This window comes from Pseudomonas sp. P108, from assembly GCF_032613195.1.
Taxonomy (GTDB): domain Bacteria; phylum Pseudomonadota; class Gammaproteobacteria; order Pseudomonadales; family Pseudomonadaceae; genus Aquipseudomonas.
Map to the genome: position 1 here is coordinate 4265316 of NZ_CP126691.1, position 21029 is coordinate 4286344.

A 21029-nucleotide genomic window follows, 5' to 3' on the forward strand; every position below is an offset into this window, starting at 1 on the left:
AGATCAGTGGCTGTGCTCGGCTGAGGCTTTGCCCAGCTCCGACTTGAGGACGAAGCTGCCAGCGCTGGCGACTTGCGCGCCCGTTTCCAGGCCTTGGGTGATTTCCACGTGGCCGGCGGCGCGACTGCCCAGCTCAACCGCGCGGGCTTCGAAGCCATCGTCGGTACGCACGAAAACCGTGGGTTTGTCCTCGACGGTCTGGATCGCGGATTCCGGCACGGCGACTCTCGCTTCGCGGCTGTCGGTAGCCACCAGCGCGGTGACGAACAGACCGGGGCGCCATGCGCCTTGCGGGTTTTCCAGCGTCACGCGTACGGTTGCGGTGCGCGTCTGTTCGCCGAGCAAGCTGCCAACGTAAGCCACGCTACCGGTGACTTCCGCGTTCAATTCCGGGGCGCTGACGGTGACCGCTTTGCCTACTTGAACCTTGTTCAGATCCTTCGGTGAAACGCCGAACGTGACCCACACTCGCGACAGATCCGAGAGCGTGAATGCCGCGGTGGTTTCATCGACCACCTCGCCCGGCGTCAGGTGTTTTTCCACCACCACGCCGTCGAACGGTGCGCGCAATTCGTAGCGATTGCCGCCGGTGGCGACCACGCTGCCGCTGAGTACGCTGATCTTTTGCCGCGCATTGCTCACGGCAATTTCAGCCTCCTGCAGTGCCTGGCGCGCCTGGAGGAAATCCTGCTCGGCGGAGATTTTGTCCTGCCAGAGTTTTTTCTCGCGTTCATAAGTGGTGCGCGCCAACGTCAGGCGACGCTGCGCAGCAGCCTGCTCGCTGCGTTGATCAGAGATCTGCTGACTGGCGATCACCGCCAGCAACTGGCCCTTTTTCACCGTTTGCCCGAGGTTGACCGCTACCGCCTCGACCACGCCCGGCACGCGCGGCACGACGTGGGCGGTGCGGTCTTCGTCGAAGCGCACTTCGCCGGGGAATGGCAGGCCGCGGCTGATGTTTTGCGGCTTTGCTTCGGCCAGTTGAATGCCGGCGGCAGTGATTTGCTCGGCACTCAATTCGATGTGCCCTTCTTCGCCATGTTCGCCGTCCGCGGCTGCGCCTTCTTCAGCGTGATCGGCATGTTCGGCAGCCTCATCGGCGTGGGCATCGATGCTTGCATTGCCCGGCCACATCGAACCGATACCAATGCCCAGTGCCAATGTCGCCACCGCGACCACCATCAGTTTTTTATCCATGGAAACTCCTCTGCGCCGTGCCTGCGCGCAGTTGTCTGAAAAGTGAAATTCAAGGGCGGACGCTGAGGTCGCCGAAGATCCGTTCGATGCGTACGCGGGCGTCGGTCGCTTCGCTGACGGCCTGGATGTACTGGCTGCGGGCGCTGATCAACGTGCGTTGCGCATCGAGCACATCAAGGAAGCCGAACTTGCCCATTTCGAACCCGCGCGTGGCGCTGTCGACCGCACTTTGCGCGGCGGGCAGGATGGTCTGGTTGAACGCGGTGACTTCGCCGTTGGCGGTCTGCCATTGCTCGAGGCTGGTCTGGACTTCGGTGCGCAAACGCAGCTCGGTGGCGTTGCGCAGATCCCGCGCCTGATCGGTTCGGCGAGCGGCGGCGAGCACGTTGCCCTGATTGCGGTTGAACAACGGAATCGGCATCGACAGCCCGACCACGTTGACCCGCTCGCGCTCGGTTTCGCTGTACTGGCTGCCGATGCTCACGGTGAGATCAGGAATGCGCTGGGACTTTTCCAGGCCCAATGACGCTTCGCGCTGATCGATCTGCAACTTGGCCAGACGCAGCTCGGCGGTCTCGTTCAGACGCTCGAGCAATCTTGTCGGTGGAGGAACGGCCGGCATGCTTTGCGTGGGTGCCTGCACCTTGGTCGATGTCGGCAACGGTGTGCCCATGACTTGCGCCAACTGCTGATATGCATTGGCCTGATCGCGTTCGGCGCGGCTCAGCTCCAGGCGCACTTCCGAGAGCTGCACTTGCGCCCGCGTGCCTTCGACCGGCGACGATTTACCCGCCTCGATCCGTCCTTGCGCCACCCGCAAACCGTGCTCGGCCAATTGCAGCGACTGCCGGGATAGCTGCAAGCGTTGCTGCGCAGTCTGCGCGCTGTTGAACGCCTGAATCACATCGGCACGCAAGGCATTGCGCTTGCGCGCAAGCTCGATGCCGGCAGCGTCCTGCGCACGGCTGGCGACGTCAATGCGCGCGCCGCGTTTGCCGCCCAGTTCGATCGGCTGACTGAGCATTACCGTGGTCGTGCGCGAATCGCGGCGAGTGTCTTCGGCTTCCCACGATACTTCGGGGTTGGGGATCAGACCGGCCTGTTGGCGGTCGCCCTCGGCGATGCCGATTTCCCATTGCGCAGCGGCCAGCTCCGGGTTGCCGGCGAAGGCACTTTGCAGGGCTTGATCGAGGGTCAGGGTCGAGGCACTGGCCAGGCTCGCACTGGCCAACAAGAGCATGCCGCTGACGGCTTTTTGCAGGCGTGATCGCGCCGTCCGTTCAATTAAACCGGGCACTGGAAGACTTCCTTTATTGAAGAATCTTTGATGCCGCCACGGTAGGGTTTTGAACTTATCGACAAGGTGACTGAAACATTACAAATCCGTTATCCACGGTTTGCAGAAGTTGTTTTGCTCTAGGATGCGAAATGCAAAGGGCATTGCCGTAATACATCGAAACAAATACACCGTAGTTATCCGCTGAACAGCACTTGCCGGAATCAAAGCCACGCAGGTTTTGGCTTTTCTGCTGCAACAGACTGTCGCGAGTGGCCGATTTAACGCCATCACGCGTTGACTCTGTAGCCACTTCAGCCTTTACCGTGCACGCCTGCGCAGTGAGAAATCCCTGTAGGACATTACTTGCACGACAGACAACGCCATCCGGAAGCCCCTACAAAAACAATAACTTTCCCGGCCACCTTAATTAAATATCCATTAAATAAAAGTGGTGAAAGATCATGCGAATCCTTGTCGTCGAGGACGAGCTTAAAGCTGCCGAATACTTGCATCAGGGTTTGACCGAAAGTGGTTATGTCGTTGACCACGCCGCCACCGGCGCCGATGGTTTGCACCTGGCGCAACAGCAGGCCTATGACCTGATCATTCTCGACGTGAACCTGCCGGAACTCGACGGCTGGGGTGTGCTGGAACAGTTGCGTCGCACCCATTCGACGCGGGTGATGATGCTCACCGCGCGCGGGCGTCTGGCCGACAAGATTCGTGGCCTTGATCTGGGCGCCGATGATTATCTGGTCAAGCCGTTCGAGTTTCCCGAACTGCTGGCGCGGGTGCGCACATTGATGCGCCGTAGCGAAAACATCCCGGTGCCGCAGGTGTTGAAAGTGGCCGATCTGGAACTCGATCCGGGCCGCCATCGCGCGTTTCGCGGGCAACAGCGTATCGACCTGACCACCAAGGAATTCGCCCTGCTGCACCTGCTGATGCGCCAGTCCGGCGAAGTGCTGACGCGCACACAAATTATCTCGCTGGTGTGGGACATGAATTTCGACTGCGACACTAATGTGGTCGAGGTGTCGATCCGCCGTTTGCGGGCGAAGATCGACGACCCGTTCGACAGCAAACTGATTCACACCCTGCGCGGTGTCGGCTATGTGCTGGAGGCGCGGGAATGAAGCCCGCCAGCCTGTCGATGCGCCTCGGTTTGACGGTGAGTATTCTCGGCGCGCTGCTGGTGGTGTTTCTGGCGATCCTCGCCTACTTCGCTCTGACCCATGAACTGAATGCGCTATCTCGAGACAGCCTGGAAAAGAAGATGGCGCAGGTGGAGCACAGCCTGTCGCTGTACATCGATGCCAATGAAATCAGCGGTAAACCGCACATCCTGCTCGATCAGGTCATGGGCCATGACAACCTGACTTTGACGATTTATGACCGTTTGAACCTGCGCTCGCCGCTGCTCAAATCGGGTAGCGGTCTGACTGATCCACGGGTTGAATTGAAAGCAGTGCGCGCGACCACTGATCAACTGGCGTATTCCGACAGCCTGGATGCTGAAGGCGCGAAATTCCTCACCGCTTCGAAGCTGATTCGTCTCAAGGACGGCAGCAGCGTGCCGGTGCTGCTGTCGATGGACAACGCCCACGATCAGGCTTTGCTCAGCGCCTACCTGCGCTCGACGCTGATTGCCTTGCCGTTGCTGCTGGTATTCATCGGCCTGACGGCCTGGGGCGCGGTGCAGCGTGGGTTGGCACCGCTGCGCGAATTTCGCAAAGTGGCGGCGATGGTCTCGACCCAGGACCTGGAACATCGGCTATCGGTGGTGAACATGCCGCAGGAACTGAGCGAACTGGCGCAAGGCATCAACTTCATGCTGCATCGGCTGGATGCCGGGGTGCAGCAGTTGTCGCAGTTTTCCGATGATCTGGCGCATGAACTGCGCACACCGATCAACAATCTGATGGGCAAGGCGCAGGTCACGCTGTCGCGCGAGCGCTCGGTGGAGGAATACAAGGATGTGCTGGTGTCGTGCACCGAGGAGCTGGAGCGCGTGGCGCGGATTGTCTCGGACATGTTGTTTCTCGCGCAGGTGAGTCATCCGTCAGCGCTGGCGCCGTTTGAAGCGGTGGCGCTGGAGGTTGAAGTGGCGAAGGTCGCGGAGATGTTTTCGTTGTCGGCGCAGGACAAGGATATTCATTTGAATGTGCTTGGCAGTGCCTCGGTGCTGGGCGACCGGTTGATGATTCAGCGAGCGATTTCCAATCTGCTGTCCAACGCGTTGCGTCATTGCCCGAACGGGAAAACCGTGACGTTGCTGATTGAGCAGAGCGCAGCGCAGGCATCCCTGCTGGTCAGCAACCCCGGCGCCGGGATTGAGGCGCAGCATCTGCCGTATCTGTTCGACCGCTTCTACCGCGTCGACAGCAGCCGCTCCAGGTCGCAGGGCAGCACCGGGTTGGGCTTGGCAATCGTACGCTCGATCATGAGCCTGCATCAGGGTGTGGCGGAGGTAAAGAGCTTGCCGGGTGCGATGACCGTGTTCCGGCTGGGCTTCCCCACCCCCGAATCATCCGTGTAGGAGCTGCCGCAGGCTGCGATCTTTTGCTCTTGTTTTTAAATCAAGATCAAAAGATCGCAGCCTACGGCAGCTCCTACATAGATTTTCGGACATCGTGTCGGTCGATATTTTTGTACGATTTTTTACCGATTTGCTCCCGTCCCCACACAAACGCCGAAAGCTCTCGCCGCAACCTCCGTTTTGTCCTACAGCCAGTTTTGAGTAGATAGCTCTATGGTGGAGGCCTTGGCAGATGGAATACCGACGAGAGGCTAAAAATGAACAGGGATATCGTTTGCGAATGGGCTGAGGAAGTCTATGGTTTGGCAGCGTTGAAATATTCTGGCTATATTTGTCCAGAATACAGGGGTGAGCTGATGATCATCGTTCCGCTGGCTGAAGCCAAAAACAATTTATCCAAACTCGTCGATGATGCCGCTGCTGGCCAAGTCATCACGATTGCCAAGCATGGGCGGGCGATGGCTCGCCTCGTTCCCGTAGGAAAACCCAGCGCTCAGCGTATTGGCGCAATGAAAGGCAAACTGGTGTTGCCCGACGATTTCGACTCACCATTGCCCGATGACATGCTTGATACATTTGAGGGCACTCAAGCATGAGGCTTCTGCTCGACACGCATATTTTGCTCTGGACGCTCAGTGATGACGCCAGATTGTCCGGCAAAGCCAGAAAATTGATTGAGAACGCCGCCGAAATCTACATCAGCGCCGCCACTTTCTGGGAAATGGCAATCAAGGTCGGGCTCGGCAAGCTGAATGTTGATCTGGAAGAAGTCCGCCAATATTGTCTCGACAGTGGCTTTATCGAACTGCCAGTGACTGCAGAGCACGCCATCGCCGTGAAGGATCTTGAGCACCATCATCGCGATCCGTTTGACCGCATTATCATCGCCACAGCAATGACCGAGCCGATGAAGTTGCTCACGGCTGATGCTTTGGTTGCTCGTTACACAGATCTGGCTGTTCTGGTGTGATCAAGACACATCCAGTACCGGTACACATCAATGCTGGCGGCGGGTCAGTCGATATCTTTTTCGTCTGACACACCGCTATCGCGAGCAGGCTCACTCCTACAGGTTTTTGTGTCGTTCACAAGCGATGCGTACGCCTCAATCCCCTGTAGGAGTGAGCCTGCTCGCGATTGCGGTAGATCAGACGCCAAAAAAAACGGCACCTTGCGGTGCCGTTCGCCTTTCACATTTCAGCTGTTACTTACGCGCATCCGCCCATGATTTCAGCAGTTCGTTGTAGCTCACGGTCTCGCCCTTCGGTTTCTCGTTAGCCAGTTTCGGTTTCGGTGCGCCCGGTTGATCGAACCAGTACTGCGCGTCGCGCTCCGGATTCATCTTCGGTGCGCAAACGGCCTGGGCTTTGGAGCGTTCGAGGCGCGTCATGATCGCGTCCTGATCCTTGGCCAAACCATCCAGCGCCTGTTGCGGGGTCTTCTCGCCGCTCGCTGCTTCGGCGATGTGGCTCCACCACAGTTGCGCCAGACGCGGGTAGTCCGGCACGTTGGTCCCGGTCGGGGTCCATTGCACGCGGGCCGGGCTGCGGTAGAACTCGACCAGACCACCGAGTTTCGGCGCCAGATCGGTCATCGCCTGCGAGTTGATGTCCGACTCGCGAATCGGCGTCAGGCCGACGATGGTTTTCTTCAGCGACACGGTTTTCGAGGTCACAAACTGCGCGTACAGCCAAGCCGCGAGTTTCTGCTTTTCAGGCGTGGATTTCATGAACGTCCACGAACCCACGTCCTGATAACCGAGCTTCATGCCCTCCTCCCAATACGGCCCGCGCGGCGACGGCGCCATGCGCCATTTCGGCGTGCCGTCGGCGTTGACCACCGGCAGGCCCGGTTTGGTCATGTCGGCGGTGAACGCGGTGTACCAGAAGATCTGCTGAGCAATGTTGCCCTGCGACGGCACCGGCCCGGACTCGGAGAAGGTCATGCCCGCCGCTTCCGGTGGCGCGTACTTCTTCAACCAGTCGACATACTTGGTGGTGGCGAACACCGCCGCCGGGCCATTGGTGTCGCCGCCGCGAGTCACACTCGAGCCGACCGGGTGGCAGTCCTCGACGCGAATCCCCCACTCGTCCACCGGCAAACCATTCGGGATGCCCTTGTCACCACCACCAGCCATGGAGAACCAGGCATCGGTGAAGCGCCAGCCCAGCGACGGGTCTTTCTTGCCGTAATCCATGTGCCCGTAAACGCGTTTGCCGTCGATTTCCTTGACGTCTTCGCTGAAGAATTTGGCGATGTCTTCATAGGCTGACCAGTTCACCGGCACGCCCAATTCGTAGCCGTACTTTTCCTTGAACTTGGCTTTCAGATCGGCGCGCTCGAACCAGTCGGCGCGGAACCAGTAGAGGTTGGCGAATTGCTGGTCGGGCAATTGATAGATCTTGCCGTCCGGAGCGGTGGTGAATGAGATGCCGATGAAGTCCTTGATATCGAGCGTCGGCGAAGTGAAGTTCTTGCCTTCGTTGGCCATCAGGTCGGTGATCGATTCGGTCTTGCCGTAGCGAAAGTGCGTACCGATCAGGTCCGAGTCGTTGACCCAGCCGTCATAGATGTTCTTGTCGGACTGCATCACCGTCTGCATTTTCTCGACCACGTCGCCTTCTTGCAGCAGGTCGTGGGTGAGTTTGATCCCGGTGATTTCGCTGAAGGCCTTGGCCAGCACTTTCGACTCGTATTCGTGGGTGGTCAGGGTCTCGGAAACGACCTTGATGTCCATGCCGCGAAACGGCTCGGCGGCCTTGATGAACCACTTCAGTTCTTCGAGTTGCTGCTCGGCCGTCAGGGTCGACGGTTTGAATTCACTGCCGATCCATTTTTTCGCCGCGTCCTCGTAGGCATCGGCCCAGGCGGATGCGCTCAAACCGCTGAGTGCCAGCATGGCTGCCAATGAAATGCTATGTCGCAGCTTATTGTTTTTGTCGAACATAGAGACCTCCTGTTTAAGTTGTGGAGCCGCGTTGCCGAACGACTCGACTAGCCCCAACGCATCACAGCCAACAGCCACACCAGGGACAACGCGGACGCCACCCAGATGCTCCAGTCGGTGGCGCCGATCACCAGCAAATGCAGGTAGGCGCTGCCGAGAAGACCGATAAACAAACGATCACCACGGGTGGTGGCAATCGGCAGAAAACCTCGCCGCAGGATGCTCGGCGAACGCAATTCCCACGTGGTCATGCCGACCAGAATCAGGCCGATGACGATGAAGAATGCGGCTGTCGGGGTGGTCCAACTCATCCATTCCATCATCAGCTCCTCAGACCCGACCGAGGGCAAAGCCCTTGGCCACGTGGTTGCGAACAAACCAGATCACCAGCATGCCCGGCAGAATGGTCAACACCCCCGCCGCCGCCAGCACGCCCCAATCGATACCCGACGCCGACACCGTGCGCGTCATCACGGCGGCGATCGGCTTGGCGTTCACCGAGGTCAACGTGCGCGCGAGCAGCAGCTCGACCCAGGAAAACATGAAGCAGAAAAACGCCGTGACGCCGATGCCCGAGCCAATCAGCGGGATGAAAATCTTCACGAAGAACTTGGGGAAACTGTAGCCGTCGATGTAGGCGGTTTCGTCGATTTCTTTCGGCACGCCGGACATGAAGCCTTCGAGAATCCACACAGCCAATGGCACGTTAAACAGGCAATGCGCCAACGCCACGGCGATGTGCGTGTCGAACAGGCCAATCGACGAATACAACTGGAAGAACGGCAGCAGAAACACCGCCGGCGGCGCCATGCGATTGGTCAGCAGCCAGAAGAACAAGTGCTTGTCGCCGAGAAAACGATAGCGGGAAAACGCATAGGCCGCCGGCAGCGCCACGCTCAGCGAGATCACCGTGTTCAAACTCACGTAATACAGCGAGTTCAGATAACCGGTGTACCAGCTCGGATCGGTGAAGATCACCTTGTAGTTCGCCAGCGTGAACGCCTGTGGGAAAAGCGTCAGGCCGCCGAGGATTTCGGTGTTGCTCTTGAAGGACATGTTCAGCAGCCAGTAGATCGGCACCAGCAGGAACAGGATGTACACCAGCAACGGAATAAGCTTTCTCTTGCTCATGGCCGGGCCTCAGCGGTTGGCGTCGGAGTGCGTCATGGCGGTGTAGAACAGCCAGGACACCAACAGGATGATCAGAAAGTACACCAGCGAAAACGCCGCTGCCGGACCGAGGTCGAATTGCCCTACGGCCATCTGGGTCAACGTCTGACTCAGGAAGGTCGTGGCGTTACCCGGCCCGCCGCCGGTGAGCACGAACGGCTCGGTGTAGATCATGAAACTGTCCATGAAGCGCAGCATCACCGCGATCAGCAGCACGCTCTTCAGCTTGGGCAACTGAATGTGCCTGAACACCGCCCAGGCCGAGGCGCGATCGATGCGCGCGGCCTGGTAATACACGTCGGGAATTGCGCGCAATCCGGAGAAACACAGCAGCGCCACCAATGAAGTCCAGTGCCAGACGTCCATCACCAGCACCGTCACCCAGGCGTCCATGGTGTTGGCCGCGTAGTTGTAACTGATGCCCATGGCGTTGAGGCTCGACCCCAGCAAACCAATGTCCGCGCGGCCGAAAATCTGCCAGATCGTACCGACCACGTTCCACGGAATCAGCAGCGGAATCGCCAGAATGATCAGCACCACCGACGACCAACGGCCCTTGGTCGGCATGGTCAGCGCAACGGCAATGCCCAGCGGAATTTCGATCAGCAACACACACGCCGAATAGATGAACTGACGCAGCAGCGAGTCGTGCAAACGCGGATCGAGCAGCACTTGTTTGTACCAGTCGGCGCCGACGAAGTAGCGGCTGGACTGGTCGAAGATGTCCTGCACCGAATAGTTGACCACGGTCATCATCGGGATCACCGCACTGAATGCCACCAGCAGGAACACCGGCAACACCAGCCACCAGGCCTTGTTGTTCTGCACCTTGTTCATGGCTGCACCTCGTCGTCGGCTTCAAGCAGAAACTCATCGGCATACACCATCAGCCACTGCGCCGGAAAACTGATATACGCCGTGCCTTCTGGCACCGGTTTGTCTTCGGCCAGCCGCACTTTCAGCGGTGCGCCGTCGAGGTCGAGGGTCATGATTTTGTAGGTGCCGAGGTCTTCGACGTGTACGACCCTGGCCTGCATTGCGTCATCAAACGGCTCATCCCAGACGTGAATAAACTCCGGACGGATGCCGACCTTCAGATTTTTCCACTGGCCGTGTTCGATATGGCGCTGCATGGCGTCGGACAACGGCAGGTGCGTCGAGGCGAAACCGACGCCACCGGGCTGTGGCTGCACGTCGATCAGGTTCATCCCGGGGCTGCCGATGAAATAGCCGACAAAGGTGTGGCTCGGCCGCTCGAACAATTCCCGTGGCGTGCCGAACTGGACGATCTGGCCGCCGTACATCACCGCGATCTTGTCGGCGAAGGTCGAGGCCTCGAGTTGATCGTGGGTGACGTAGACCATGGTGATGTTGAACTGCTCGTGGATCTGCTTGAGCTTGCGCCGCAGTTTCCACTTCAGGTGCGGGTCGATCACCGTCAGCGGCTCGTCGAAGAGGATTGCGGAAACGTCGTCACGCACTAGGCCACGGCCCATCGAGACTTTCTGTTTTTCGTCGGCGGTGAGGTTGCGCGCCTTTTTGCTCAGCAGGTTTTGCAGGTCGAGCACTTCGGCAATTTCCTGCACCTTGCTGTGCACTTTCGCCTCGGCCATGCCCTGATTGCGCAGGGGGAAAGCCAGGTTGTCGAACACGGTCATGGTGTCGTAGACCACCGGAAACTGGAAAACCTGAGCGATGTTGCGCTTCTCCGGCGTCAGGTCGTTGACCGCTTTGCCGTCGAACAACACATGGCCCTGCGAAGGGCTGAGCAGACCGGAAATGATGTTGAGCAGGGTTGATTTGCCGCAACCCGACGGCCCGAGCAAGGCATAGGCGCCGCCCTGCTCCCAGACATGATCCATCTCGCGGATCGCGTAATCCTCGGCGCCGCTCGGGGTTTTGCTGTAGCTGTGGGCGAGGTGCTGCAAACGGATTTCGGCCATCAGGCAACCCTCGCGACACGCCGGCCTGGTGCTTGCACCAGACGGCCCTGCGCATCGAAAACGAACAGTTTGTGGGTCGGGATGTAAATGCGGATCGGCGCATCGACGTCGTATTCGTGAACGCCGGGCAAGTGCAGCACCAGCAGGAAATGCTCGTTGCGCACGTGGAGGAAGGTTTCCGAACCGCTGATTTCGGCGACTTCGACGGTGACTGCCAGTTCGAGGTCATCATCGTTGCTTGGCACCAGCGAGATGTGGCTGGGGCGTACGCCGAAACGGAATTCGCCCTCGCCCACCGGGCGCAGATCGACGTTCAACGGGAAGTGCACAAAGTTGGCGAAGCTGACTTCATTGCCGGCGATGCGTCCGGGCATCAGGTTGATCGGCGGTTCGGAGAACAATTCGGCGGCGAGCACGGTTTGCGGCTGGTGATACACCGAAGTCGACGGGCCGCTCTGAATCACCCGGCCTTCGTGAAGAATCGTCGTGGTGCCGCCGAGTGCCAGCGCTTCGTTGGGTTCGGTGGTGGCGTAGATGGCGATGGTGTGGCGCGCCTTGAACAGCTCGCGCATTTCCTGGCGCAGCTCTTCGCGCAGTTTGTAATCGAGGTTGACCAGCGGTTCATCGAACAGGATCAGCTCAGCATCCTTGACCAGTGCGCGGGCCATGGCGGTGCGTTGCTGCTGGCCGCCGGACAGTTCCAGCGGATAGCGCTGCAGAAACTTCTCGATGCGCAGCATCTTTGCGGTTTCCTGCACTTTGCTGTGGATGATCTCTTTCGAGACACCGGCCTGACGCAGCGGCGAGGCGATGTTCTCGAACACGGTCATGGTCGGGTAGTTGATGAACTGCTGATAGACCATCGATACGTTGCGCAGACGCACCGGGCGTTGGGTGACGTCGACGCCGTTCATCAGGATGCGGCCGCTGTCAGGTTTGTCCAGACCGGCCATTAAACGCATGAGGCTGGTTTTGCCGGACAGGGTGCGGCCGAGCAAAACGTTGAACGAACCGGGTTCGAATTTCAGACACGCATCGTCGATCCAGGTCTGGCCCTCGACGGTACGGCTGACGTGCTCCAGGGTGAGTGACATGGCTCGGCCTTTTTATTATTGGAGTCAAGCGACCTGTGCACGGGAGCGAGTTCCGTGCCAGAAATGGCAAGTGGTTGATTTGTCGTGAAAATCGTTGAAAGCGTGGGCAACGGGCGTTCATTGCTGAACACATTTGAACAGTTGGGCGATTGACAATGAACAATAGTGAACAACACTCTATAAGCGCTTTTTGCCCGATCTTGAATGCGATAGAGATCCCCTGTGGGAGCGAGCCTGCTCGCGAAAGCGGTGTATCAGTCGATGCAATTCTGTCTGATAGACCGCTTTCGCGAGCAGGCTCGCTCCCACATGGGGATCTGTGTTTTGTTCACGATTCGGGTTCATAACAACAATAAAAATCGCTGCATCAGAGGCCCACTGCCATGGCCGCACCTGCCCCGCCGCTGTCCCACGACGCGATCGTCCAGACTTCCTGGCAACGTTGCCGTGCGTTCGGTCTTGACCACCAAAGCACGCCGGCCTTCGATCAACTGCCCGCCGCCGGCATTGCGCAGTTGCTCGACAGCCATCACTCGCTGGTGCAGACCACTCACCAGGAAGTCCTGCCTTATTACGAAAACATCCTCAGCAATTCCAACTGCCTGATCATGCTCGCCGATAATCAGGGCCAGGTGCTGACCTCGTGGGGTACGCAGCGCTTTATCGAGCCGAATCTGGCCCGGGGTTTTCAGGCTGGTGCAAGTTGGGTCGAGCGCACCAGCGGCACCAATGCGATCGGCACCGCACTGGCGTGTGAACAAGCGGTGCATATCGAACACGATGAACACTTTCTGAAAGCCAACCGCTTCATGACCGGTTCCGCCGCGCCGATTTTCGACGCCGAGCGCAAAGTCATCGCGGTGCTTGATGTGTCCAGCGACAGCTACCTGCCGCCCTCGCACACGCTGGGCATGGTCAAGATGATGAGCCAGACCGTGGAGAACCGGCTGATTCTCAACCTGTTCCATGGCCAGCATTTTCAACTGACCTTCAACACCGGGTTGAACAACCTCGACAGTCAGTGGGCGGGGTTGTTGATCTTTGATGAGAGCGGTCAAGTGCTGTCGGCCAATCGTCGGGCCGACAATCTGCTCGGCGTACGTTTGTCGCGGGTCAGCGTTGAGAGCCTGTTCAAAGTGTCGTTATTGGAGTTGATCAATCAGCCGGACGGCTTGCCGTTTGCCTTGCAGACCTCCGGGCGTAACCGTTTTCAATGTTTGTTGAAGCGGCCGAAACAGGCGTCGATTCAGCCGCGCGTTTTTGCTGCTGAACCCAAGACCGCCGCGCCCACCGCCATCAGCCTCAACACCCTGCACTTCGGCGACAGCCGCGTGGAAAAAGCCGTGCGTCAGGCTGAGCGTTTGCTGGAGAAAGACATTCCGTTGCTGATCCATGGCGAAACCGGGGTCGGCAAAGAGGTCTTCGTCAAAGCCCTGCACCAGGCCAGTTCACGCAGCAAACAGGCGTTCATTGCCGTCAACTGCGCGGCGATCCCCGCCGAACTGGTCGAGTCGGAATTGTTCGGATACGAGAAAGGCGCGTTCACTGGTGCCAATCAGAAAGGCAGTATCGGGCTGATTCGCAAGGCTGATAAAGGCACGCTTTTTCTTGATGAAATCGGCGACATGCCGCTGCCGACTCAGGCGCGGTTGCTGCGGGTATTGCAGGAGCGCTGTGTGCAGCCGGTGGGCAGCAGCGAGTTGTTTGCGGTGGATCTGCGGATTATCTCGGCGACTAACCGCTCGCTGCGTGAACAAGTGCAACTGGGGCGGTTTCGTGAGGATTTGTATTACCGCATTGGTGGCTTGACCCTGGAACTGCCGCCGCTGCGGGAGCGCAGTGATAAAGAGGCGTTGTTTAAACGACTGTGGGAGCAGCATCGTGAGCCGACGCAGTGGGCGGGGTTGAGTCAGGAGGTGTTGGAGCTGTTCAGTCGTCATCCGTGGCCGGGGAATTTGCGTCAGGTCAGTAGCGTGATGCAGGTGGCGCTGGCGATGGCTGAGGAGCAACCGGTCAGGCCTGAACATTTGCCGGATGATTTTTTTGTGGATCTGGAGATGGAGCCGGTTGAGAGCGCGGCGCCGTTGGGGCTGGATCTGAATGATGTTGAAGCGTTGAACCGGGAGCTGAAGGCTTCCGGGGGCAATATTTCGCACTTGGCCCGACGCTTGGGTGTTAGCCGCAATACGCTCTACAAGCGGTTGCGGCAGATTGAAGGTTGAGTGAACCCCATGCCCCTCACCCCAGCCCGCTCCCCCAGGAGAGGGAGCCGACCGAGGTGTCTGGCGTTGTACATCGACCTGAAAAAACCAGTCGATTATGGATTCAAAGCATCCCGTTCAGGTCGCTGTATCTCGTGAACATCCCCCAATCAGTCCCCTCTCCTGGGGGAGAGGGCTAGGGTGAGGGCGAAAATTCCGGCTCAACATGCGCAACCGAAGCCGCCTCCAATGTGCGCAACCCGACCAGCACAACCACCACCATCATGATCCCTGCACCAATGGCCACGCCGAACCCTGCCCGCGCGCCCCAGGCATCAATGACCAGCCCCGCCAGCATGCCGCCCAGCGCGACGCCGATGCTGATGCCCGTGGTCATCCACGTCAGCCCTTCGGTGATCCGCGACGGCGGGATGATGATTGTCCCCAGCTTCATTACGATGACCATCGTTGGCGCAAACGAGATCCCGGCGATGAACAGCGTCGCTGACAGGACATACACGTCGGCTGCAAAAATCGGCAACACCCCGGTCAACGCCGTGACCAGGATCCCGATCAGGAACTGTTTTTCTATCGCCAGCGAAACCCTCATTGCACCGAACGTCAAACCCGCCACCAGTGAACCGAACGCATAGGCGGCGAGGATAAAGGTTGCCGACGCTGGCCAGCCCTGCGCATTGGCGAACGCGACGACGGCGACATCGATTGCTCCGCCAATGACACCCATCGCCAACAGCGCCAGCACAATGGTGCGTACACCGGGAATCAGCAGGGTTGAGCCGCCATGACTGGCGTGGCCCACGACAACTTTAGGTTCAGTCTGGCGTTGCAGGAGGAACGCCGTTACCCCGACGGCCAGCAATCCGACCGCGACCAGTGGCCCGGCTTCAGCGAAAAAACTCACGCTCAAACCGATCGCCAGCGGCGGACCAACGATGTAGGCCATTTCGGTGAGGACCGTGTCCAGCGAAAACGCCGTGTGCAGTTGCGGCTTGCCCCGGAACAACTGCGTCCATCGCGCGCGAATCATCGACGGCATGCTCGGCATCGTTCCCGCCAGTGCCGCCAGCACAAACAGCAATGCGGCTGGAGCGCGCAAGTAGACGGCGATGATCAGCGCCAGCAACATGACAATGCTGAACGCTGTGACGACGGGCAGCACGCGGCTCTGGCCATGTTGATCGACCAGTTTTGAGATGTGCGGGCCGAGCAGCGCATTGGCCAGGGTGAACGTCCCGGCGACGGCGCCGGCCAGCCAGTACACACCGGTTTGCTGGACCAGCATGGTGATGATGCCGATGCCGATCATTGCCTGCGGCAAGCGGGCGATAGAACTCGCGAGCACTAGCCCGGTGGCACCGGGGGTCGTTAGCAGTTCGCGGTAGTGATTGGCCATGGTGTTTCCCTTACATGATCGTCACCGCTCAGCATCCGGCTGAACGCGTTGCCGACATCAAGACCTACGCGAACGCCAAAAGCAACCCTCACCCCAGCCCTCTCCCAGGGGGAGAGGGAGCTGACCGAGGTGTCTGACGTGATGCATCGACCTGAAAGAACCAGTCGATTATGGATTCGGTGCAGCACCTTCAAGTCGGCGTATTACTTGAATATCCCCCAATCAGTCCCCTCTCCCTCTGGGAGAGGGCTAGGGTGAGGGGCTTTTCTCGCGGCCAAACAAAAACCCGCACAAGGCGGGTTTTGTTGATCGTTCCCACGCTCCGCGTGGGAATGCAGCCCGGGACGCTCTGCGTCCCTGCAAAACCGAACGCGGAGCGTCCGAGGAGGCGTTCCCACGCAGAGCGTGGGAACGATCATCACGCCGAGCAGGTTCGGTCAGTCAGCCAAACGCCAGGTAGTCCCACCCTTACCGTCTTCCAACACAACGCCCATCGCCGTCAGCTGATCACGGATACGATCGGACTCAGCCCAATCCTTACCCGCACGTGCCGCCAGACGCGCCGCAATCAGCGCATCAACCTCTGCCGCATCGACACGCCCTTCAGCGCCCGCCTGCAGGAAGTCATCCGCCTCCAACTGCAACACACCCAACACACTCGCCAGCTCTTTCAGACGCGCCGCCAGACCCGCCGCCGCATCAAGATCGCTCTCACGCAGGCGGTTGATCTCACGCACCATCTCAAACAGCACCGCGCACGCTTCCGGGGTACCGAAGTCGTCGTTCATCACGGTAGTGAAGCGTTCAACAAACGCTTCGCCGCCCGCCGGTGCCACGGTCGGCAGGCCTTTGAGAGCGTGGTAGAAACGCTCGAGTGCGCCTTTGGCGTCCTTGAGGTTGTCTTCCGAGTAGTTGATCGCGCTGCGGTAGTGGCTCGACACCAGCAGGTAACGCACGACTTCCGGGTGGTACTTTTCCAGCACGTCGCGAATGGTGAAGAAGTTGTTCAAGGACTTGGACATCTTCTCGCCATTGATGCGAATCATGCCGCAATGCATCCACGCGTTGGCGTAGGTCTTGCCGGTGGCCGCTTCGCTCTGGGCGATTTCGTTTTCGTGGTGCGGGAACTCGAGGTCGCTGCCGCCGCCATGAATGTCGAAGGTCTCGCCGAGGCAGCAGGTGGACATCACCGAGCATTCGATGTGCCAGCCCGGACGCCCGGCGCCCCATGGCGATTCCCAGCTTGGCTCGCCCGGTTTGGCGGCTTTCCACAGCACGAAGTCCAGCGGGTCCTGTTTCGACTCGTCGACTTCGATGCGCGCGCCGATGCGCAGGTCTTCGATTTTCTTGCGCGACAGCTTGCCGTAGCCCATGAATTTAGCGACGCGGTAGTACACGTCGCCATTGCCCGGGGCGTAGGCGTAACCCTTGTCGATCAAGGTCTGGATCATCGCGTGCATGCCCGGAATGTGATCCGTGGCGCGCGGTTCCATGTCCGGCTTCTTGATGTTCAGGCACGCTTCGTCTTCGTGCATCGCGGCGATCATGCGCTCGGTCAACGCTTCGAACGATTCACCGTTCTCGTTGGCGCGGTTGATGATCTTGTCGTCGATGTCGGTGATGTTGCGCACGTAGGTCAGGTCGTAACCGCTGAACCGCAACCAGCGGGTCACCAGGTCGAACGCGACCATGCTGCGGCCGTGGCCGAGGTGGCAGTAGTCGTACACGGTCATCCCGCAGACGTACATGCGCACCTTGTTGCCATCCAGCGGCTTGAAGACTTCTTTGCTCTTGGTGAGCGTGTTGTAGATCGTTAGCACGTTAAATCCCTTGAATCACTGGCCCCACGAATCACGCAGGGTCACGGTACGGTTGAATACCGGCTGACCTGGTTTCGAGTCCTTCAAATCGGCAACGAAGTAGCCTTCGCGCTCGAACTGGAAACGGTCTTCCGGCTGTGCATTGCCAAGCGATGGCTCAGCACGACAACCGGTGAGTACCTGCAGCGAATCAGGGTTGATGTTGTCGAGGAAACTCGCGCTGTCTTCGGCCTTCTCTGGGTTGGCCGAACGGAACAGACGATCGTACAGACGCACTTCGCACTCGACGCTGGCCGCGGCCGGCACCCAGTGGATCACGCCTTTTACCTTGCGGCCTTCCGGGTTCTTGCCGAGGGTTTCCGGGTCGTACGAGCAACGCAGTTCAACGATGTTGCCATCGGCGTCCTTGATCGCTTCGTCGGCACGGATCACGTAGCTGCCGCGCAGACGCACTTCACCGGCCGGCTCCAGGCGCTTGTAACCCTTCGGCGGCTCTTCCATGAAGTCGTCACGGTCGATGTAGATTTCCCGAGCGAATGGCAGCGCGCGTACGCCCATGTCTTCTTTCGGGTGGCGCGGCAGTTCGAGGTTCTCGACCTGGCCTTCCGGGTAGTTGGTGATGACCACTTTCAGCGGACGCAGTACGCACATGGCGCGCGGTGCGGTCTGGTCGAGGTCGTCACGGATGCTGAATTCGAGCATGCCGAAGTCGACCACGCCGTCGGAACGGTTGGTGCCGATCATTTCGCAGAAATTGCGGATCGATTTCGGCGTGTAGCCACGGCGGCGGAAGCCCGACAGCGTGGACATGCGCGGATCGTCCCAGCCGTTGACGTGCTTTTCATCGACCAGTTGCTTGAGCTTGCGCTTGCTGGTGATGGTGTAGTTGAGGTTCAGACGGCTGAACTCGTACTGACGCGGGTGCGCCGGCACTGGCAACGCGTCGAGGAACCACTCATACAGCGGACGATGGCTTTCGAACTCAAGGGTGCAGATCGAGTGGGTGATGCCTTCGATGGCGTCCGACTGACCGTGGGTGAAGTCGTAGTTCGGGTAGATGCACCACTTGTCGCCGGTCTGATGGTGATGGGCGTGACGGATGCGATACATGATCGGGTCGCGCAGGTTCATGTTCGGCGAGGCCATGTCGATCTTCGCGCGCAGCACACGGGCGCCGTCCGCGAACTCACCGGCACGCATGCGGGCGAACCAGTCGAGGTTCTCTTCAACCGAACGGTCGCGGAACGGGCTGTTCTTGCCCGGCTCGGTCAGGCTGCCACGGTATTCCTTGGCCTGCTCCGGGGTCAGGTCGTCGACGTAGGCTTTGCCGGCCTTGATCAGCTCGACGGCCCAGTCGTGCAACTGGTCGAAATACTGCGAGGCGTAGCGCACTTCGCCGGACCACTCGAAGCCCAACCATTTGACGTCGCTTTCGATCGCGTCGATGTATTCCTGGTCTTCCTTGGCCGGGTTGGTGTCGTCGAAACGCAAGTGCGTGACGCCGCCGAACTCCTGGGCCAGGCCGAAGTTCACGCAGATCGACTTGGCGTGGCCGATGTGCAGGTAGCCGTTGGGCTCAGGCGGGAAACGGGTAACGATCTGGGTGTGCTTGCCCGAGTCCAGGTCTGCCTGGATGATCGGCCGCAGGAAATTGACCGGCACGGCAGGGCCGGACTTGGCATTCGAGGTAGGGTCGACAGTGGGCTTGCTCATAGGATCCTTGACTTACATGTGCGCGGCCGCAGAGGGGGCCAGACAAAACAAAGCCGCTATCATAGCCGATGCTGTCAAGGGGCTGACAGAGCACGGCCTATAAAGGAGCGCATTTAATCGCAGTGATTTGGAAAAACAGCCTCGAAATTCGCGCCTGTCACGCTAAACTGCGCACCTTGGCCCACGGGCTGAACCGGTAACGGGCGCAAATGTCCCATTGCCCACGAATTCCTTATAAAACGCTTCATTGAAAAAGAGCACCGATCATGACTCAAGTTAAATTGACCACCAATCATGGCGACATCGTCATCGAACTGAACGCTGAAAAGGCGCCGATCACCGTCGCCAACTTCATCGAATACGTCAACGCCGGTCACTACGAAAACACCGTTTTCCACCGCGTCATCGGTAACTTCATGATCCAGGGCGGCGGTTTCGAGCCAGGCATGAAAGAAAAGAAAGACAAGCGTCCAAGCATCCAGAACGAAGCTGACAACGGTCTTTCCAACGAGAAATACACCGTTGCCATGGCCCGCACCATGGAGCCGCATTCGGCATCCGCGCAATTCTTCATCAACGTTGCCGACAACACCTTCCTCAACCACAGCGGCAAGAACGTGCAGGGCTGGGGCTACGCGGTATTCGGTAAAGTGACCGCCGGCACCGACGTTGTCGACAAGATCAAAGGTGTTTCGACCACTTCCAAGGCCGGCCACCAGGACGTACCAGCAGACGACGTGATCATCGAGAAAGCCGAGATCATCGAAGCGTGATATTGCTGATTTCAGACTTGCATCTGGAAGAGGAGCGCCCGGACATTACCCGGGCGTTTCTGGATTTGCTCGCCGGACGCGCCCGCTCGGCGAGTGCGTTGTACATTCTCGGCGACTTCTTCGAAGCGTGGATTGGCGACGACGCCATGACGCCCTTCCAGCGTTCCATCTGCCAGGCCCTGCGCGAACTCAGCGACAGCGGCACGGCGATTTTTCTGATGCACGGCAATCGCGACTTCATGCTCGGCAAGGCCTTCTGCAAGCAGGCCGGCTGTACGTTGTTGAAGGACCCGAGTGTCGTGCAGTTCTATGGCGAGCCGGTGCTGTTGATGCACGGCGACAGCCTCTGCACCCGCGACGTCGGCTATATGAAGCTGCGTCGTTACCTGCGTAATCCGATCACGCTGTTTGTCCTGCGCAATCTGCCTTTGAGCAGCCGCCATAAACTGGCGCGCAAACTGCGCAGCGAAAGCAAGGCACAAACGCGGATGAAGGCCAATGACATTGTCGATGTCACGCCGGAGGAGATTCCGCGGATCATGCAGGAATATGGGGTGAAAACCCTGATTCACGGGCACACTCATCGCCCGGCGATCCATAAGCTGCAGCTCGGTGAGCAAGCGGCGAAGCGCATTGTGCTCGGGGATTGGGATCGGCAGGGTTGGGCGTTGCAGGTGGATGAGAGCGGGTATGCCTTGGCGCCGTTCGACTTCGCCCCGCCACTGGCTTTGCCGCACGGCTGAAGATCGCTACCCCCTCACCCCAGCCCTCTCCCCCAGGGGGGCGAGGGGGAAAGGGAGCCGATCTGTATGCTTTTCAAAACCTGAGTTCGACTGAAGTCAGACAGTCCCCACTCCCCAACGGGGCTAAGGGGAAAGGGAGCTGACCGCATGCAGTTCAAAACCTGAGTTCAACTCGGTATCGCAAGTCGGTGTACCT

Annotated in this window: 18 protein-coding genes; 7 read left to right on the forward strand and 11 right to left on the reverse strand. The window is 59.2% G+C overall.

Annotated features, from left to right (window positions below):
• Window positions 1–3: 3 nt before the first annotated feature.
• Window positions 4–1197 carry an efflux RND transporter periplasmic adaptor subunit gene (locus QOM10_RS18710; protein ID WP_316916734.1) on the reverse strand — a complete coding sequence of 398 codons (1194 nt, stop codon included), beginning with the start codon at window positions 1195–1197 and terminating at the stop codon, window positions 4–6.
• A 49-nt stretch (window positions 1198–1246) separates the two neighbouring features.
• Window positions 1247–2494, reverse strand: a complete 1248-nt coding sequence (locus QOM10_RS18715; protein WP_316916735.1) for a TolC family protein — start codon at window positions 2492–2494, stop codon at window positions 1247–1249.
• A 443-nt stretch (window positions 2495–2937) separates the two neighbouring features.
• Between QOM10_RS18715 and QOM10_RS18720 the strand changes: the two genes are divergently transcribed.
• From QOM10_RS18720 to QOM10_RS18735, 4 genes are all read left to right on the forward strand, one after another.
• A complete protein-coding gene (locus tag QOM10_RS18720; RefSeq protein WP_095048087.1) occupies window positions 2938–3612 on the forward strand; it encodes a heavy metal response regulator transcription factor in 675 nt (224 codons plus the stop codon).
• Window positions 3609–5015: a heavy metal sensor histidine kinase gene (locus tag QOM10_RS18725; RefSeq protein WP_223025478.1), complete on the forward strand. Its 1407-nt coding sequence runs from the start codon at window positions 3609–3611 to the stop codon at window positions 5013–5015. The genes QOM10_RS18720 and QOM10_RS18725 overlap by 4 nt, the downstream gene beginning before the upstream one ends.
• A gap of 257 nt (window positions 5016–5272) precedes the next feature.
• Complete coding sequence (locus QOM10_RS18730) at window positions 5273–5611, forward strand: type II toxin-antitoxin system Phd/YefM family antitoxin (protein ID WP_224790125.1); 339 nt, start codon at window positions 5273–5275, stop codon at window positions 5609–5611.
• A complete protein-coding gene (locus QOM10_RS18735) occupies window positions 5608–5985 on the forward strand; it encodes a type II toxin-antitoxin system VapC family toxin (protein ID WP_102901289.1) in 378 nt (125 codons plus the stop codon). The genes QOM10_RS18730 and QOM10_RS18735 overlap by 4 nt, the downstream gene beginning before the upstream one ends.
• Before the next feature lie 234 nt (window positions 5986–6219).
• On the opposite strand, the gene QOM10_RS18740 is transcribed toward QOM10_RS18735, so the two are convergent.
• Genes QOM10_RS18740 through QOM10_RS18765 form a run of 6 tightly spaced genes read right to left on the reverse strand, consistent with a single transcriptional unit; the run spans window position 6220 to window position 12169 of the window.
• Window positions 6220–7962, reverse strand: a complete 1743-nt coding sequence (locus tag QOM10_RS18740; protein ID WP_064389298.1) for an ABC transporter substrate-binding protein — start codon at window positions 7960–7962, stop codon at window positions 6220–6222.
• Window positions 7963–8009: 47 nt separating this feature from the next.
• The gene (locus tag QOM10_RS18745; RefSeq protein WP_007912485.1) at window positions 8010–8282 is read right to left on the reverse strand and encodes a DUF2160 domain-containing protein; all 273 of its coding nucleotides are present in this window, start codon (window positions 8280–8282) and stop codon (window positions 8010–8012) included.
• A gap of 10 nt (window positions 8283–8292) precedes the next feature.
• A complete protein-coding gene (locus QOM10_RS18750; protein WP_090284391.1) occupies window positions 8293–9093 on the reverse strand; it encodes a carbohydrate ABC transporter permease in 801 nt (266 codons plus the stop codon).
• Window positions 9094–9102: 9 nt separating this feature from the next.
• Window positions 9103–9969: a carbohydrate ABC transporter permease gene (locus tag QOM10_RS18755; protein ID WP_007912484.1), complete on the reverse strand. Its 867-nt coding sequence runs from the start codon at window positions 9967–9969 to the stop codon at window positions 9103–9105.
• Window positions 9966–11075 (reverse strand): ABC transporter ATP-binding protein, encoded by a 1110-nt coding sequence (locus QOM10_RS18760; RefSeq protein WP_127928960.1) that lies wholly within the window; start codon window positions 11073–11075, stop codon window positions 9966–9968. Before QOM10_RS18760 ends, QOM10_RS18755 begins: the two co-directional genes overlap by 4 nt.
• Window positions 11075–12169: an ABC transporter ATP-binding protein gene (locus QOM10_RS18765; protein WP_007912480.1), complete on the reverse strand. Its 1095-nt coding sequence runs from the start codon at window positions 12167–12169 to the stop codon at window positions 11075–11077. The genes QOM10_RS18760 and QOM10_RS18765 overlap by 1 nt, the downstream gene beginning before the upstream one ends.
• 383 nt (window positions 12170–12552) lie before the next feature.
• Between QOM10_RS18765 and QOM10_RS18770 the strand changes: the two genes are divergently transcribed.
• Window positions 12553–14391, forward strand: coding sequence for a sigma-54-dependent Fis family transcriptional regulator (locus tag QOM10_RS18770; RefSeq protein WP_316916736.1), 1839 nt, complete (start codon window positions 12553–12555; stop codon window positions 14389–14391).
• A 175-nt stretch (window positions 14392–14566) separates the two neighbouring features.
• On the opposite strand, the gene QOM10_RS18775 is transcribed toward QOM10_RS18770, so the two are convergent.
• The 3 genes from QOM10_RS18775 to QOM10_RS18785 all read right to left on the reverse strand — a co-directional run bounded on the left by QOM10_RS18775 (window position 14567) and on the right by QOM10_RS18785 (window position 19317).
• Window positions 14567–15784 (reverse strand): MFS transporter, encoded by a 1218-nt coding sequence (locus QOM10_RS18775; protein ID WP_316916737.1) that lies wholly within the window; start codon window positions 15782–15784, stop codon window positions 14567–14569.
• 437 nt (window positions 15785–16221) lie between these two features.
• The gene (gene cysS / locus QOM10_RS18780; RefSeq protein WP_316916738.1) at window positions 16222–17604 is read right to left on the reverse strand and encodes a cysteine--tRNA ligase; all 1383 of its coding nucleotides are present in this window, start codon (window positions 17602–17604) and stop codon (window positions 16222–16224) included.
• 15 nt (window positions 17605–17619) lie between these two features.
• Window positions 17620–19317, reverse strand: a complete 1698-nt coding sequence (locus QOM10_RS18785) for a glutamine--tRNA ligase/YqeY domain fusion protein (RefSeq protein ID WP_122600546.1) — start codon at window positions 19315–19317, stop codon at window positions 17620–17622.
• 266 nt (window positions 19318–19583) lie between these two features.
• Between QOM10_RS18785 and QOM10_RS18790 the strand changes: the two genes are divergently transcribed.
• Together QOM10_RS18790 and lpxH are read left to right on the forward strand one after the other, a co-directional pair.
• The gene (locus tag QOM10_RS18790) at window positions 19584–20090 is read left to right on the forward strand and encodes a peptidylprolyl isomerase (RefSeq protein WP_095118204.1); all 507 of its coding nucleotides are present in this window, start codon (window positions 19584–19586) and stop codon (window positions 20088–20090) included.
• The gene (gene lpxH, locus QOM10_RS18795; protein ID WP_150774799.1) at window positions 20087–20833 is read left to right on the forward strand and encodes a UDP-2,3-diacylglucosamine diphosphatase; all 747 of its coding nucleotides are present in this window, start codon (window positions 20087–20089) and stop codon (window positions 20831–20833) included. Before QOM10_RS18790 ends, lpxH begins: the two co-directional genes overlap by 4 nt.
• The last annotated feature ends 196 nt before the right edge of the window (window positions 20834–21029 follow it).